Below are 16,771 nucleotides of genomic sequence, written 5' to 3'. Positions count from 1 at the left end.
TTATCAGAGCTTTCTGACACTGACTTGTTACAGGTTACGCAATGCACTCTGATTTCGCCACTCTTAAGACTGATATTCCCATGTTTTCTTTAAAAAAACGTTAAAGGTGAGATATCTCACTAGCAAATACAACCTAACGCATAAAAATATCGGGAGAAAGCAGCGGGGAAGAAAGTGATAGACATAAAAAAACCCGCTCAAAGAGCGGGTTTTTAAGTAACTTAATCAGTAACGATTATAGTACGTCAACTGCGTTAAGGTCAGCAAATGCTTGCTCTAGACGAGTAACCATTGAAGCTTGGCCTGCACGTAGCCATACGCGTGGATCGTAGTACTTCTTGTTTGGTGCATCTTCACCAGTTGGGTTACCGATCTGACCTTGTAGGTAATCGTGGTTTTCAGCTTCGAACTTACGGATACCATCCCAAGTAGCCCACTGTGTATCAGTATCGATGTTCATTTTGATTACACCGTAGCCGATAGATTCACGGATTTCTTCTAGAGAAGAACCTGAACCACCGTGGAATACGAAGTTTAGAGAGTTCGCTGGAAGACCGAATTTCTCAGAAACGTGCGCTTGAGAATCACGTAGGATAGTTGGAGTTAGTACAACGTTACCTGGCTTGTATACGCCGTGTACGTTACCGAAAGATGCTGCGATAGTGAAACGGTGGCTGATTGCGCTTAGTTTCTCGTATGCGTATGCAACGTCTTCTGGAGAAGTGTATAGCTCAGACGCATCCATATCAGAGTTGTCAACGCCGTCTTCTTCACCACCAGTACAACCTAGTTCGATTTCTAGAGTCATGTTCATTTTAGCCATGCGCTCTAGGTACTTAGCAGAAATTTCGATGTTCTCTTCTAGAGACTCTTCAGAAAGGTCGATCATGTGAGAAGAGAATAGTGGCTTACCAGTTTGCGCGAAGTACTCTTCACCAGCGTCTAGTAGACCGTCGATCCAAGGAAGTAGTTTCTTAGCTGCGTGGTCAGTGTGTAGGATTACTGGAACACCGTAAGCTTCAGCTACAGCGTGAACGTATTTCGCACCAGCAACAGCACCTAGGATTTGAGCTTCTTGACCTTCAAGTTTTAGACCTTTACCAGCAAAGAAAGCAGCGCCACCGTTAGAGAACTGAACGATAACTGGAGCTTTAACTTTTGCAGCTGCTTCAAGTACTGCGTTTACAGAGTCAGTACCCACACAGTTTACTGCTGGAAGTGCAAAGCTGTTTTCTTTTGCAACTTCAAATACTTTCTGAACGTCATCGCCAGAGATAACACCTGGTTTTACGAAGTCGAAGATCTTAGACATGGATGTAATCCTATTTATCTGTCGTTTTTAAACAAAACTTGTTAAGTTGAAAATCTTGCAAACGTTTGCTCACAACTGAGGCTATTCTAGCAGAGTTCCTCACACGTTGCAGCAAACAAGAAAGCGGGAGAATCACTCCCCCGCTTTGCTTTAATTACTTAGCGCGTGCTTCTAGCATTTCTACTGCTGGAAGAACTTTACCTTCTACGAACTCAAGGAAAGCGCCGCCGCCAGTAGAGATGTAAGATACATCCGCTTTGATACCGAACTTGTCGATAGCTGCTAGCGTGTCACCACCGCCTGCAACAGAGAAGCCTTCAGAAGCTGCGATAGCTTCAGAGATACCTTTAGTACCTGCTTCGAAGTTCTTGAATTCGAATACGCCTACTGGACCATTCCATAGGATAGTCTTAGCGTTTTTAAGGATTTCAGCTAGTTCAGCTGTTGAATCTGGACCAAGGTCGAAGATCATGTCGTCGTCTTGTACTTCAGAAACGTGCTTAATTTCAGCTTCTGCGTTCTCGTCGAATGCTTTCGCACATGCAACGTCAGTTGCTACTGGAATTGCACACTCGTCCATTAGCTTCTTAGCTGTTTCAACTAGGTCTGCTTCGTATAGAGACTTACCAACGTTGTGGCCAGCAGCTGCGATGAATGTGTTAGCAATACCACCACCAACAACGAGTTGGTCAGCGATTTTAGATAGAGACTCAAGAACCGTTAGCTTAGTAGAAACTTTTGAACCACCTACGATAGCAACCATTGGACGAGCTGGCTTGTCCATTGCTTTGCCTAGCGCTTCTAGTTCGTTCGCTAGTAGAGGACCAGCACATGCTACGTCTGCGTGCATACCAACGCCGTGAGTAGATGCTTGAGCACGGTGAGCCGTACCGAATGCGTCCATTACGAATACGTCACATAGTGCTGCGTATTTCTTAGATAGCTCTTCGTCGTTTTTCTTTTCGCCTTTGTTGAAGCGAACGTTTTCAAGAACAACAAGTTCACCCGCATTTAGCTCTAGGCCATCTAGGTAGTCTTTTGCTAGCTTCACTTCGCAATCTAGTGCGTCGTTTAGGTAGTTAACAACTGGTTGTAGAGAGAACTCTTCAGCGTATTCACCTTCAGTTGGGCGACCTAGGTGAGACGTAACCATTACTTTAGCGCCTGCTTCTAGGCAGTGCTTAATAGTTGGAAGAGATGCGATGATACGTGCATCCGAAGTTACTTTACCGTCTTTTACTGGCACGTTTAGGTCAGCACGGATAAATACACGTTTACCTGCAAGATCCAGGTCAGTCATCTTGATTACAGACATGATGTGTCCTCTCAAATATTTAATAATTAAAGTTTTTGAAAACTCGGCAACCCTGCCAAGCCTGTTAATTCTTCAAACTGGTTATAGATATGGAGATATTATGGATTTATTTCAAGGCTAGAAATAAAAATTCTCCATCACTTCTTCGTCATTACTGTTCCACTTGCGAAGAAGCTTGCATTGCTAAGGCAGTATCCAGCATCCGGTTAGCAAAGCCCCATTCGTTGTCGCACCAAACGAGCATTTTTACGAGTTGCCCGTTACTCACTCTAGTCTGGCTTCCATCCACAATCGCACTATGGGGGTCGTGGTTAAAGTCGATGGAAACGAGTGGCGATTCAGTATAGTCAACAATGTTACGTAATGTACACTGAGATGCGTTAACAATGGTTTGATTTACGTCATTAACTTTCACATTTGTACTAATTGTGACACTTAAATCCATTGCAGTGACGTTAACCGTTGGAACACGAACAGAAATTGCTTCGAATTTGTTGGAAAATTTCGGGAAGATCCTTTCAATCCCCTTATGCAACTTAGTGTCCACCGGAATAATAGATTGGCTTGCAGCACGGGTACGGCGTAAGTCGTTATGATACGCATCAATTACTTGTTGATCGTTCATGGACGAATGAATTGTGGTAATGGTGCCAGACTCTATGCCGAAGGCTTCGTCTAGTACTTTAATGATGGGAACGATACAGTTGGTGGTGCAAGAGCCATTGGAGACAACACGGTGCTCGTCTTTCAGAGTTTCGTGGTTCACGCCATAGATAATCGTATTATCTAGGTCGTTTGCGCCCGGGTGCGAAAACAGTACTTTCTTCGCGCCTGCTTCTAGATGCGCTTGCCCATCCGCTTGCGAACCAAATACGCCAGTGCAATCCAAGACGATATCAACTTCTAAATCACGCCAAGGAAGTAATTCGATTTCGGAGAGATGGAGAATGCGAATGGAATCATATTCACCGCTGTCATGATGAACATGCAAATGTTCTTGGTCATGGGAAATTTTTTTACCAAAGCGACCATGACTGGTGTCATATTGCAGTAGGTGTGCCATCGCCTCTGGCTGTGCTAGTTCGTTTACCGCCACAACCTTGATCTGCTGGTGTTTTCCGCTTTCATACACCGCTCGCAGAACATTACGACCTATACGTCCAAATCCATTGATCGCAACCTTTAGCATTTATCCTTCGCCCTACCAAAAATTTCGTGTCACAGATACTACCTGATCAGGCTGACAAACGCACCTGTTGAATCAAAGTAAAGCAGGATTAAAAAAAGGTCGAGACTATGCTCGACCTTATTACAACGATAGATAATTAAAATGCGACGTCTAAACCTAACCAGTAGCGACGACCATCTTCAATATATCCGTATTCTTCGTAACTGATTTCCTCGTCCAGCAAGTTATAGATAGCGCCTTTAATACGAGTATTGTCGGTTAACTGGTATGTCACACCGGCGTCCACAAAGGTATAAGCTGGCTCTACGATACTGTTTCTTGATGGGCCAGTAACCGGATCCATTTCTTTACCTCGGTACGTGACTTTCGCCCAGCTCTCTAGATCTGTTGTCGTTTGCCAAGTCACATCCACATTAAACAGATGCTTTGGTAACTGCTGCAGCGGCATGCCTTTGTATTCACCTGTTTTTTGCTCTGAGTCGGTAAATGTGTAGCTCGAGCTGAGGTAAATGGTTTCCGTTAATGGCGATGCTAAGGTCGCTTCAATACCTTGTGTGACCGCTTCGTCCACGTTAATGCGGTACGTTGGATCTGCACCCCATTGGTTTGGTCCATCTGTACAGATGGTATCTGGACAAACAACACGTGTGATCTTGTCTTTGAACTCATTATGGAACGCAGTCAAAGAGACATCTAAACCAGAGTCACCTTGATACAAGACACTGATTTCTTTGTTTAGCGACGTTTCAGGGTCAAGGTCTGGGTTACCGTAGATATTACCGCCGCCACTGACTTGCGCCCAACCAGGAGTAATTTCACGTAATTGCGGAGAACGGAAACCTGTTGCCACACCGCCTTTCACAGTCCAAGACGGGTCAACTCGCCATACACCATAGACACGCGGACTAAAGTGCGCGCCATAGTTTTCGTCATGATCTAGACGGCCGCCAAGCGTAACGCTAAACGGATCAGCAATTCTCCATTCATCTTCAATGAAAACAGCCCACTGCGTATTCGATGTTTCAGTCTTCGATGACGCTTTGTTGGAGGTGAAATCCTCAAGCTCTGCATGAGTAGCGTCCACACCCGTCGTCAACGTATGGTTTCCAATACCAGTCACCAAGCTCGATTTGAACGTGGTGTTGGTGATCGTCATCTCACGAGATTTGTTCTCGCTCTCTTCTCGCTGTAAGTAAGTATCTGAAATTCCCACCGAATCCCAATCACCGTTGTGGCTTACCGTTACGTAATTACGACGATATTCATTCAGTGAATCTTCACACCCACCACGACACCCAGTGGTCGGCACTGAAAGGCCCACATTACCACGACGACTTTGTGCCGAGGTGCCACCTTCTAATTGCACCGAGTGGCGCTCATTAATCTGGTAAGTCAGCTTTGAAGAGATACTCTGCATATCTTTATCTTCATAACCGTATTCGATGTCATCTTCTTCTCTGGTTGTGTACTGACCATATACTTGGAGAGATAAATTTTCAGCCAACGGACCATTAACGAAAAAATTCGCGCTCTGCTCTCCACCTGAGCGGCTATTCTCTTGTATTACCGTGCCCAGTTGAACATTACCCGTCCACTCTAGCGCATCTTTTCGTGTGATGACGTTAATCACACCACCAATCGCATCAGAACCGTAAAGCGTCGACATTGGGCCACGAATAACTTCGATTCGCTCAATCGCTTGAAGAGGAGGTAACCAACCTTGTTCGATACCAGGACCGTCACTATTTGGACGAGTTTCACGCGTGCTTTGACGTTTACCGTCGACCAGTATCAAAGTGTATTTAGAACCCATACCACGGATACTAATGTCGGTGGTATCACCACCACCTGTCACGACGACACCTGGCACACTTTTTAGTGCATCAGTCACATCGCGGTAATAACGAGAGTCCAACTCCTCACGTGAAATCACACTAATACTTGCAGGCGCGTCCGCTTGAGATTGCTCATAACTTGATGCAGTTACAACCACTGTTTCCATTTTAGAAACTGCATCATTGGCAAAAACATGAGGGACACTGACGAAGGCTAAAATACCAGTTGCGGTAATAACTGGCAGTCTAAGAGTAGACATCTACATCTCCATAATTGATAATGATTATTATTTTCGAAAGTGAATTATTCACAAATAGAATGAGATGCATAGTGAGAGTTATGGAACGGTTCTTTCCATTTATGGAACTCGTACATAACGCAGTAAGGAGTAAAAGAAATATGCACGACTTAGCATCAATTAGAGCCTTTGATGCGCTCAATCAGCATAAAAGTTTGACAGCCGCTGCTAAAGCCCTTAATCAGCCAAAATCAACGCTAAGTCGTCGCTTGGCACAATTAGAAGAAGACTTCGGTCAGGCTCTAACCGCCAGACAAGGTAATCGATTAGTTCTGACAAGAGCTGGAGAAATCTTTGCCCACTACAGCCGCCAGATTCTTGAGTTAAGTGAAGAGAGTTATGATGCACTTCAAGGTTTAACGAACCAAGTTTCAGGGCCACTGCATATTGTTTGTCACACTGCCTTAGTTAGAAGCTGGCTCGGCGGCGTACTCAATCGTTTTCTTGCTGATAATCCCGATGTTAGAGTTCAACTTACCAGTGACTTTTCTGAGGCGCATCATGACCCAGATTTGTTCATCTGGCTCGGTGAACGTAAAGAGCTAGACTGGCGAAAAGAAGTGCTGGGGGTATTTCGCTATACGCCTTTTGCCTCTCCAAATTATCTAAAACAACATGGGCCTATACCGCACCCCAAAGAACTTGAAGCACATCCATGGATCGATTTTGGTTCAGTGCAAGAAAATGGATTGATGCTAGCACACCCTCAACACGGTGAGTTCTTTTTAGAACCCTTTGTTAGTCGCTTATACAGCGACAACATAGCAATGCAAATAGACAGTATCGCGAATGGTCATGGTATTGGACTGCTGCCGACTTGGACAGCATGCGGCTATGAGAAACATCACCCAGGGCGAATCACACCTTGCTTAGAAGGTTGGCTTTCTGAGCCTATTTCCATTAACTGCTATACACCAGCAGGACGACCACCACTGCGCTTATCCGTACTTTTAGACTGCATTCACCAAAGCATTCCACAAGGTTGGAAAACCTGACAAAAATAAAAAGGCCATCATAATGATGGCCTTTCTAACTTTAGCGTTTAACAATCGTCGTTTACGTTCGACTGTTTAGACGGTCCTGCAATTACGCTAGCAATTCTTTTGCTGTGTTCACTACGTTTTCAGTCGTGAAGCCAAACATCTCGAATAGCTGACCAGCAGGTGCAGATTCACCGAATGTTGTCATACCGATGATGCGACCGTCGAAGCCTACGTACTTGTACCAGAAATCCGCAATGCCCGCTTCAATAGCGATACGTGCCGTTACGTCTGATGGCAGTACAGATTCACGGTAAGCAGCGTCTTGTTTGTCGAATGCATCTGTTGATGGCATTGAAACAACGCGTACTTTCTTGCCTTCTGAAGTTAGTTGCTCAGCGGCTTTCACTGCAAGCTCAACCTCAGAACCTGTTGCGATAAGGATTAGCTCAGGCTTACCTTCGCTATCTTTCAGGATGTAAGCACCTTTCGCGATGTCTGCGACTTGTTCAGCAGTACGCTCTTGTTGCGCTAGGTTTTGACGAGAGAAGATAAGTGCAGTTGGTGCATCTTTACGTTCAATCGCTAGTTTCCATGCAACTGCAGACTCAACTTGGTCACATGGGCGCCATGTGCTCATGTTTGGAGTTACACGTAGAGACGCCATTTGCTCAACAGGTTGGTGAGTTGGGCCATCTTCGCCAAGACCGATCGAATCATGCGTGTAAACTTGGATGTTCTGAATTTTCATCAGCGCAGCCATACGCATTGCGTTACGAGCGTATTCCATGAACATTAGGAATGTTGCGCCGTAAGGAACGAAACCACCGTGCAATGCGATACCGTTGATGATAGCAGTCATACCGAATTCGCGTACACCGTAGTGGATGTAGTTGCCAGAGAAGTCCTCCGTTTCTAGAGACTTAGAACCAGACCACATGGTCAGGTTAGAAGGCGCTAGGTCAGCAGAACCACCCATAAACTCAGGAAGCATTTGACCAAACGCTTCTAGTGCATTTTGCGATGCTTTACGTGATGCAATGTTCGCTGGGTTTGCTTGAAGATCGGCAATGATTTGGTTCGCTTTTTCTTCCCACTGTGCAGGAAGTTCGCCGTTTAGACGACGTTTAAGCTCTGCCGCTTCAGCAGGGTAAGCTGCAGCGTATGCTTCGAATTTTTCATTCCAAGCTGCTTCTTTCGCGGCGCCCGCTTCTTTTGCATCCCACTCAGCGTAAACATCTGCCGGGATCTCAAATGGGCCGTACTCCCAACCTAGGTATTCGCGAGCCGCTTGGATTTCATCGTGACCTAGTGGTGCACCGTGACAGTCGTGCGAACCAGACTTGTTAGGAGAACCGAAACCGATAATTGTTTTGGTACAGATAAGCGTAGGACGTGGGTCCGCTTTTGCTGCTTCAATTGCTGCGTTGATCGCGTCTGAGTCGTGACCATCGACTGCTGGGATTACATGCCAGCCGTACGCTTCAAAACGCTTAGGTGTATCGTCAGAGAACCAGCCTTCAACGTGACCGTCGATAGAAATGCCGTTGTCATCCCAGAACGCGATCAGTTTGCCTAGACCTAACGTCCCAGCAAGAGAGCATGCTTCATGCGAGATGCCTTCCATTAGACAGCCGTCACCCATGAACACATACGTAAAGTGGTCAACGATATCGTGACCTTCTTTGTTGAACTGTGCCGCTAGTGCTTTCTCTGCGATCGCCATACCAACAGCGTTAGTTATGCCTTGACCTAGAGGACCCGTTGTTGTCTCGATACCAGGCGCGTAGCCGTACTCTGGGTGACCTGGGGTTTTTGAGTGCAATTGACGGAAGTTTTTCAGATCGTCAATAGATAGCTCGTAACCGCTTAAGTGCAGTAGAGAGTAAATAAGCATTGACCCATGACCGTTTGACAGCACAAAGCGATCGCGGTCGGCCCACTCTGGGTTTGAAGGGTTATGGTTTAGGTGAGAGCGCCAAAGAACTTCAGCGATATCAGCCATACCCATTGGTGCGCCTGGGTGGCCTGAGTTAGCTTGTTGAACACCATCCATGCTTAGAGCACGAATTGCATTGGCAAGATGTTTACGAGACGACATGTCTGCTCCTGAGTACATTAAGCGAAACGAAAAGTAGGTCATAATTCTCTCAAAGCCCTGTTGGGTGTGCAAACGTTTTCCAGTCCAAAACCTCACAAATATTGCACCTTTCGCGCCAAATCGTTCGAAGTTCTTAAAATTATCAATAAATCAGGCAAACGTTTGGTTATAACAAAAACCAAAAAAGAGCTTGTAATTCGAGCAATCAAATTTAGAATAGACGTCTAGATGTAGATACACCTACAAAAATTAGTATTAATTTGCGCTGGAGAGTTTATCATTCCCCAGTTTTAAACCAGATATAGTGGAGCTAACATGGCTAAGCACCTGTTTACTTCTGAGTCAGTATCAGAAGGTCATCCAGATAAAATTGCAGACCAGATTTCTGATGCGGTTCTTGACGCGATTCTAGAGCAAGATCCAAAGGCTCGTGTTGCATGTGAGACTTACGTTAAAACCGGTATGGTAATGGTGGGTGGTGAAATCACGACTTCAGCATGGGTAGACATCGAAGAGTTAACTCGTGAAACCGTTCGTGAAATCGGCTACGTACATTCAGATATGGGCTTTGACGCAGATTCTTGTGCGGTACTAAACACAATCGGTAAACAGTCGCCAGATATCAACCAAGGTGTTGATAAAGCTGACCCTAAAGAACAAGGTGCAGGCGACCAAGGCATCATGTTTGGTTACGCTTGTAACGAAACTGAAGTACTAATGCCAGCGCCAATTACTTACTCTCACCGTCTTGTTCAAAAGCAAGCAGAAGTTCGTAAAAACGGCACACTACCTTGGTTGCGTCCTGATGCAAAATCTCAGGTAACATTCCAATACGATCAAGGTAACATCGTTGGTATCGACGCGGTTGTTCTTTCAACTCAACACTGTGATTCAATCTCAACTTCAGACCTGCGTGAAGCGGTAATGGAAGAGATCATTAAGCCAGTGCTACCTTCTGAGTGGATCAACAAAGAAACAAACTTCTTCATTAATCCAACCGGTCGCTTCGTAATCGGTGGTCCTATGGGTGACTGTGGTCTAACTGGTCGTAAGATCATCGTAGATACCTACGGCGGCGCAGCTCGTCACGGTGGCGGTGCGTTTTCTGGTAAAGATCCATCAAAAGTTGACCGTAGTGCAGCATACGCAGCACGCTACGTAGCGAAAAACATCGTAGCGGCAGGCATGGCTGACCGTTGTGAGATCCAACTTTCTTACGCAATCGGTGTTGCTGATCCAACGTCTATCATGGTGGAAACGTTCGGTACTGAGAAAGTATCTCACGACATCATCATTGAAGCGGTTCGTCAATTCTTCGACCTACGTCCATACGGTCTACAAGAAATGCTTAACCTTCTTCAACCTATCTACAAGAAGACAGCGGCTTACGGTCACTTCGGTCGTGAAGAATTCCCGTGGGAAGCAACAGACAAAGCTGCACTTCTACGCGATTTCGCTGGCATCAAATAATCAAGCCAAGCAAGAATCAATCAAGCCCTCGCCTATGGTGGGGGCTTTTTATTTTCAGCAACTTTTATCTAGTCATTTCGACTCATACCGCCCTGCCCCACAAAGCAGTCCTGTTTCTCCCTCATTTTTATACCGAATAAATTTTAAGCAATTATTTGTAAATTATCCCATCTCCGCCAATAGTTAAAATATTGTTAACTCCAATTTAAATAGAGACGTCGGATGCTGGCGACTGTGGAAGCAACACTTAAGTAAAGACATGAGTCAGGCATCTTTATGGCCGATACCAAACTAAGCCAATGCTCAGATGTAAACTTGAAAAAGTCGCTTCAAGTTTGACTGAACAAAAACCGCTGTCAGTTGGTATAAGCGGATAATGTGGGAATAAATCAAGGAGGAGTTATGCCTCGAACTGTTAATCCATCGGACTTCCACAACAAGCGAAAGGAAGTGCCAGACAACGAATACGCCAGAACCATACCGTGCAATACGGTCAATCTTTCTGCACCTTTTCATTGGCTAGCATTAGGTCTGCATGATTTCGTGCGAATGCCACTTATTAGTGCTTTCTATGGCATCTGTTTTATGGCAGCTGCGATAGGCATTGTTTTGCTCGTACAGTGGCAAGGCACACACTTGGTCGTCATGCCCAGTTTGATTGTTTACATGTTAATCGGTCCGTTTCTCGCGCTGGGCTTGTATGATGCCAGTTGGGAGAGAGAGCGCGGACACAAAGCAAGCTTGCTCCATTCAATGAAAGCGATCGGTCGTAACTCAACATCTCAATGGGCGTTCGCCGTGTTACTCGCAGTGTGTATGATATTTTGGATGCGCATTGCCGCTCTACTTCATGCGCTCTACCCTTCTGTTCAAGGGGCACCTTTAAGTGAGTTCCTACCCTTCCTTGTCATCGGCTCTTTAGTTGGCTTTGTTTTGGCTTGTGTGGTGTTTAGCATTTCAGCCTTTTCTATTCCGCTCATGATGGAGCGTCGCGTAGACATGATGACCGCTGTATTTACCAGCTTTAATGCAGTGAAATCCAACATTCCAGCAATGATTGTTTGGGCAGCGATCATCTGTGGCGGTATTCTTATCGGCTTTGCGACCTACGGGATCGGAATGTTGTTTACCATGCCAATTCTAGGCTACGGTACATGGCACGCTTACCATGCCACCATCAAGAAAAAACACACACCATAATTAACTGATGCTATGATCTGGCCCTCGCAAATGCGGGGGCTTTTTTATTTGATTTATCGAGGTGAATTGTGGATATAGAACTCAGCTATAAAGCCAAGCAAGTGATGGCGGGCTGTATCGCGATGGCGGAACAAGCTTTCAAACGTTCTTTCCCGATTCCAACAATCACCTTCGACGTCCGTGGGAAAGCGGCAGGAAAAGCCTACCTTCAATTAAATCAAGTACGCCTAAACCCTGTTTTATTTCGCGAAAACACCCAAGCATTCTTAGATGAAGTCATTCCTCATGAAGTAGCACACCTGATTACTTATCAGGTTTACGGGCGAGTTAGGCCTCACGGTAAAGAATGGAAAGGCGTCATGGAAGCCGTATTTAACGTACCAGCCAAAACCACTCACAGCTTTGAAGTAAAATCCGTTCAAGGTAAAACCTTTGAGTATCGTTGTGGTTGTATGACCTACCCTCTATCGATTCGCCGTCATAATAAAGTGCTGCGCAAAGAGGCGACGTACTCTTGTCAAAAATGCCGCCAACCACTTAACTTCACCGGTATTCAGTTATCGTAGCCCTTACCTCATAGTGTTACTTGCGTTCCCAAAATAAAGATCGAGTTGATCAAAACCTTCCCTTCGCCACTTATTGTTAACTTACTCATCACTAAAGCTATTTTATGCGTGTTATCATGAATAAAGTCATACTTTATAAAGACTTTTATCATGAAATACTTATTCTCTCTGTTGCTTATCGCGCTTTCTAGCACTGCGATTGCCGCGCCACCGAGCTCATTCTCTGCAGCCAAACGTGAGGCGGTCAAAATTTATCAAGACCACCCAACAAGCTTCTACTGTGGCTGTAACATTCAATGGCAAGGCAAGAAAGGCTCACCCGATTTAGCCTCTTGCGGTTACCAAGTCCGTAAACAAGAAAAACGGGCTGCACGAATCGAATGGGAGCACGTTGTTCCTGCGTGGCAATTTGGCCACCAGCGTCAATGCTGGCAAGATGGCGGACGTAAAAACTGTAAGAAAAAAGACAAAACTTTTCGTTTGATGGAAGCAGACTTGCACAACCTAACTCCTGCTATTGGTGAAGTAAACGGTGACCGTTCGAACTACAACTTCAGCCAATGGAACGGTATGGATGGCGTGAGTTATGGTCGCTGTGAGATGCAAGTGAACTTTAAGCAGCGTAAAGTCATGCCACCAGACCGTGCGCGTGGCTCAATTGCTCGTACCTATCTATACATGAGCAAAGAGTACGGTTTCAAACTGTCGAAGCAGCAAACGCAATTAATGAGTGCTTGGAACAAAACCTATCCTGTCGATAAATGGGAATGTGAGCGTGACGAGCGCATTGCAAAAGTACAGGGCAATCACAACCCATTTGTTCAAGAAGCCTGCCGCGCACTGTAACCTCCGACCTCGAAGCGTTTCAATTACTGATATTGAAACGCTTCTTGCCCCTTGTTTTTTCGGTGCAAAGCATCCATGTTAGGGTTTAAGTTTATTCTCTTGCTGGAAATCTCATGCGTACCCCTCGAATTTATCATCCAGAATCCATTCATCAACTTGGCTCACTTGCTTTAAGTGACGACGCAGCAGGCCATATCGGTCGTGTTTTGCGCATGAAAGAAGGCCAAGACGTTCTCCTTTTTGACGGCAGTGGCGCAGAGTTCCCAGCGGTTATCAGTGAAGTCAGCAAGAAATCAGTTTTGGTTAACATCACCGAGCGCGTAGAAAACAGTATTGAATCCCCTTTAGATCTGCACCTTGGTCAAGTCATTTCACGTGGCGATAAGATGGAGTTCACCATCCAAAAGTCTGTTGAACTTGGCGTCAATACCATCACTCCTCTGATTTCTGAACGTTGTGGTGTCAAGCTTGACCAAAAGCGTTTTGAGAAAAAACTCGCGCAATGGCAGAAAATCGCCATCAGTGCCTGTGAGCAATGTGGGCGTAATGTCGTGCCCGAAATTCGTCCAATTATGAGCTTGGAAGAGTGGTGTAAAGAAGAGTACGATGGTTTAAAGCTTAACCTTCACCCTCGTGCTAAATACTCAATCAACACTTTGCCAACCCCGGTTGAAAAAGTGCGCCTACTGATCGGTCCTGAAGGCGGTTTATCGTCTGAAGAAATCGAGATGACTCGAGAATACCAATTTGAAGAAACGCTACTCGGCCCTCGCGTTCTGCGTACCGAAACAGCGGCTCTGACAGCAATTACAGCCTTACAAGTTCGTTTCGGCGATCTTGGTTAAACGGAGAAAAATAATGATCAAACTCGGTATCGTAATGGACCCAATCTCGTCCATTAACATCAAAAAAGACTCTAGCTTTGCCATGATGCTTGAAGCGCAACGACGCGGCTATGAAATCCACTACATGGAAATGAATGATCTGCATCTCGATCAAGGCGTTGCCATTGCAGATACTAAAGTGGTAGAACTAAAAGAAGATCCAAACGGTTGGTACGAGTTCAAATCAGAGCAAACTATCAAACTGTCTGAGCTAGACGCGGTGCTAATGCGTAAAGATCCTCCGTTTGATACTGAATACATCTACGCGACTTACATCCTTGAGCGTGCAGAAGAACAGGGTGCACTGATCGTTAACAAGCCTCAAAGCTTACGTGATTGTAACGAAAAGCTGTTTACAGCATGGTTCCCAGAGCTGACACCTACAACGATCGTGACGCGAAAAGCAGAAAAAATTAAAGAATTTCGTGAAAAACATGGTGATGTCATCCTGAAACCGCTTGATGGTATGGGTGGCGCGTCCATCTTCCGTGTAAAAGAAAACGATCCAAACGTCTCTGTAATCATCGAGACATTGACTAACCACGGTCAAAACTACGCAATGGCACAAACCTTCGTGCCAGACATCAGCAACGGTGACAAACGTATCCTAGTAGTAGATGGCGAACCTATGCCTTACTGTCTAGCACGCATTCCTGCTAAAGGCGAAACGCGCGGCAACCTAGCCGCTGGTGGTACTGGTGAAGCTCGTCCGCTAAGCGAAACCGACCTCAAAATTGCGCAAACCGTTGCTCCGACACTGAAAGAAAAAGGCCTTATCTTTGTTGGCCTTGACGTAATTGGCGACAAGCTAACAGAAATCAACGTCACCAGCCCAACCTGTATTCGCGAAATTGAAGCAGCTTTTGATATCTCAATCACAGGCAAGCTGATGGATGCGATTGAGCGTCGAGTAAAAGGCGAATAACTCAAACTGTATTACAGTTAATAGAGAGCGTAGTACATTAACTTAAGCAAACTCATGCACATACCTAGATGGTAAACTGTATGATGTTTGCTTAAGGACATTTACGAGAGTTAAGGGTCAGTATGAGTATGAATCTCACAAATCACTTTTTGGTTGCCATGCCTGGGATGAAAGATCCGTACTTTCAAAACAGCGTGATCTACGTTTGTGAGCACAACGAAGACGGCGCTATGGGGCTGATGATCAATGCTCCTGTTGATATCACCGTCGGCAACATGCTCAAGCAGGTGGAAGTTCAGCCAGTACACCCGCGCCTATTTGAAGCCAGTCTAGATAGACCAGTTTACAATGGCGGCCCAATCTCGGAAGATCGTGGCTTTATTTTGCATAAACCCAAAGATTACTACGAGTCCAGCGTCCAAATGACCGATGACCTCGCGGTAACCACTTCGCGTGATATTCTGTCGGTGTTAGGAACAGAAGCAGAACCAAGTGATTACTTAGTGGCACTTGGCTACTCCGGTTGGAGTGCAGGCCAATTAGAAAGTGAGCTGGTCGAAAACTCTTGGCTCACCATTGAAGCGACGCCTGAAATTATCTTTAATACACCAATCAACGAGCGTTGGAAGAAAGCGGTCGAAAAGCTGGGCATCGACCCAAGTCACCTTTCAGCAGACTCTGGACATGCTTAGTCCAAATATACAGTTACATTAGACAGAGACACCTTATGTCACGCACAATTATGGCTTTTGACTTTGGAACCAAAAGCATTGGTAGCGCTATTGGCCAAGAAATTACTGGTACAGCTTCCCCATTAAAAGCCTTTAAAGCCAATGACGGTATTCCAAACTGGGACGATATCGAAAAGCAAATCAAAGAGTGGCAACCAGATTTGCTAGTGGTCGGTTTACCGACCGATCTGCATGGTAAAGACCTTGAGACCATAACCCCTCGTGCACGAAAATTTGCTAAGCGTCTGCAAGGCCGATACGGATTGCCAGTTGAACTGCATGATGAGCGTTTATCTACAGCAGAAGCTCGTGCGGAGTTGTTCAGCATGGGCGGCTACAAAGCCCTATCGAAAGGTAATGTTGACTGCCAGTCAGCAGTGGTGATTCTAGAAAGCTGGTTTGAAGCCCTTTGGGGTGAGTAAACACTTCAAACACAATGAAAAAAGGTTGGCTCCTGCCAACCTTTTTTGTTTCTGGATTGGATTAATCCATATCGATCTTAACGTTCGCCAAACTGCCCGTAGAGAATGCTTCACCACGCTGCGTTTTCAACATCAAGCGCAGATCATTTGCCGAGTCGGCACTATGTAGTGCATCCTCTTCGCTGATCTTACCTTGCATCACTAACTTATAAAGAGATTGATCGAACGTCAGCATACCAAACTCATTTGAGCGAGCCATGGTTGACTTCAACTCATGTAAATCTCCGCGACGAATCAAATCCGACACACGTGGGCTATTTAGCAAGATCTCAAATACACCATGACGTCCCTGCCCATTTTTATCTCGGATCAGCTGCTGACCAACCACGCCTTTCAGATTCATCGACAAGTCGAACAAGAATTGTTCTTTTTGATCTTTCGGTACCAAGTGAAGAATGCGCTCTAAAGCTTGGTTTGCATTGTTGGCGTGCAACGTTGCCATACACAGGTGACCCGTTTCGGCGAAGGTCATCGCGTATTCCATTGTTTCACGGCTACGGATCTCACCAATCAAAATCATATCTGGTGCTTGGCGCAGCGAGTTTTTAAGCGCAACTTCATAGCTTTCCGTATCTAACCCAACTTCACGTTGAGTCACGATACAGCGCTTGTGTTCATGCACGAACTCGATCGGAT

General features: G+C 45.5%; 15 protein-coding genes. 9 read left to right on the top strand and 6 right to left on the bottom strand.

The genetic code is table 11. The features are described 5' to 3' along the window. Positions 1 to 235: 235 nt before the first annotated feature. The 4 genes from fbaA to IQR33_RS00290 all read right to left on the bottom strand — a co-directional run bounded on the left by fbaA (position 236) and on the right by IQR33_RS00290 (position 5,911). Positions 236 to 1,312: a class II fructose-bisphosphate aldolase gene (fbaA, locus tag IQR33_RS00305; RefSeq protein WP_005380996.1), complete on the bottom strand. Its 1,077-nt coding sequence runs from the start codon at positions 1,310 to 1,312 to the stop codon at positions 236 to 238. Positions 1,313 to 1,466: 154 nt separating this feature from the next. Continuing rightward, positions 1,467 to 2,627, bottom strand: coding sequence for a phosphoglycerate kinase (locus IQR33_RS00300; RefSeq protein ID WP_005384547.1), 1,161 nt, complete (start codon positions 2,625 to 2,627; stop codon positions 1,467 to 1,469). Between the two features lie 151 nt (positions 2,628 to 2,778). Then, positions 2,779 to 3,816: an erythrose-4-phosphate dehydrogenase gene (gene epd / locus IQR33_RS00295; RefSeq protein WP_017633559.1), complete on the bottom strand. Its 1,038-nt coding sequence runs from the start codon at positions 3,814 to 3,816 to the stop codon at positions 2,779 to 2,781. A gap of 136 nt (positions 3,817 to 3,952) precedes the next feature. Then, the gene (locus tag IQR33_RS00290; protein ID WP_017633560.1) at positions 3,953 to 5,911 is read right to left on the bottom strand and encodes a ligand-gated channel protein; all 1,959 of its coding nucleotides are present in this window, start codon (positions 5,909 to 5,911) and stop codon (positions 3,953 to 3,955) included. Between the two features lie 140 nt (positions 5,912 to 6,051). Between IQR33_RS00290 and IQR33_RS00285 the strand changes: the two genes are divergently transcribed. Further along, the gene (locus IQR33_RS00285; protein WP_017633561.1) at positions 6,052 to 6,945 is read left to right on the top strand and encodes a LysR family transcriptional regulator; all 894 of its coding nucleotides are present in this window, start codon (positions 6,052 to 6,054) and stop codon (positions 6,943 to 6,945) included. A 91-nt stretch (positions 6,946 to 7,036) separates the two neighbouring features. On the opposite strand, the gene tkt is transcribed toward IQR33_RS00285, so the two are convergent. After that, entirely contained in the window at positions 7,037 to 9,031 is a 1,995-nt protein-coding gene (tkt, locus tag IQR33_RS00280; RefSeq protein ID WP_005381028.1) for a transketolase, read from the bottom strand. 315 nt (positions 9,032 to 9,346) lie between these two features. Between tkt and metK the strand changes: the two genes are divergently transcribed. The 8 genes from metK (at position 9,347) to ruvX (ending at position 16,075) form a co-directional block, all read left to right on the top strand. Beyond that, positions 9,347 to 10,501: a methionine adenosyltransferase gene (gene metK, locus IQR33_RS00275; RefSeq protein WP_005381027.1), complete on the top strand. Its 1,155-nt coding sequence runs from the start codon at positions 9,347 to 9,349 to the stop codon at positions 10,499 to 10,501. 402 nt (positions 10,502 to 10,903) lie between these two features. After that, positions 10,904 to 11,701, top strand: coding sequence for a DUF2189 domain-containing protein (locus tag IQR33_RS00270; protein WP_042521290.1), 798 nt, complete (start codon positions 10,904 to 10,906; stop codon positions 11,699 to 11,701). A 68-nt stretch (positions 11,702 to 11,769) separates the two neighbouring features. Continuing rightward, complete coding sequence (locus tag IQR33_RS00265; RefSeq protein ID WP_005381025.1) at positions 11,770 to 12,267, top strand: SprT family zinc-dependent metalloprotease; 498 nt, start codon at positions 11,770 to 11,772, stop codon at positions 12,265 to 12,267. Positions 12,268 to 12,417: 150 nt separating this feature from the next. Beyond that, entirely contained in the window at positions 12,418 to 13,113 is a 696-nt protein-coding gene (gene endA / locus IQR33_RS00260) for a deoxyribonuclease I (RefSeq protein ID WP_017635582.1), read from the top strand. 113 nt (positions 13,114 to 13,226) lie between these two features. Beyond that, positions 13,227 to 13,958 carry a 16S rRNA (uracil(1498)-N(3))-methyltransferase gene (rsmE, locus tag IQR33_RS00255; protein ID WP_017635581.1) on the top strand — a complete coding sequence of 244 codons (732 nt, stop codon included), beginning with the start codon at positions 13,227 to 13,229 and terminating at the stop codon, positions 13,956 to 13,958. Between the two features lie 13 nt (positions 13,959 to 13,971). Further along, complete coding sequence (gene gshB / locus IQR33_RS00250; RefSeq protein ID WP_017635580.1) at positions 13,972 to 14,922, top strand: glutathione synthase; 951 nt, start codon at positions 13,972 to 13,974, stop codon at positions 14,920 to 14,922. A gap of 128 nt (positions 14,923 to 15,050) precedes the next feature. After that, positions 15,051 to 15,614: a YqgE/AlgH family protein gene (locus tag IQR33_RS00245; RefSeq protein ID WP_005381020.1), complete on the top strand. Its 564-nt coding sequence runs from the start codon at positions 15,051 to 15,053 to the stop codon at positions 15,612 to 15,614. A 35-nt stretch (positions 15,615 to 15,649) separates the two neighbouring features. Further along, on the top strand, positions 15,650 to 16,075 hold the full coding sequence (gene ruvX / locus IQR33_RS00240; RefSeq protein WP_005381017.1) for a Holliday junction resolvase RuvX: 426 nt from the start codon (positions 15,650 to 15,652) through the stop codon (positions 16,073 to 16,075). A gap of 61 nt (positions 16,076 to 16,136) precedes the next feature. On the opposite strand, the gene IQR33_RS00235 is transcribed toward ruvX, so the two are convergent. Continuing rightward, the coding region (locus IQR33_RS00235; protein ID WP_193843429.1) for an ATPase, T2SS/T4P/T4SS family at positions 16,137 to 16,771 on the bottom strand (635 nt) is incomplete at its 5' end.

Origin of the sequence: Vibrio sp. OPT46, from assembly GCF_015163535.1 — a bacterium.
GTDB lineage: Bacteria > Pseudomonadota > Gammaproteobacteria > Enterobacterales > Vibrionaceae > Vibrio > Vibrio alginolyticus.
This window is presented reverse-complemented; position numbering and strand designations above follow the sequence as displayed.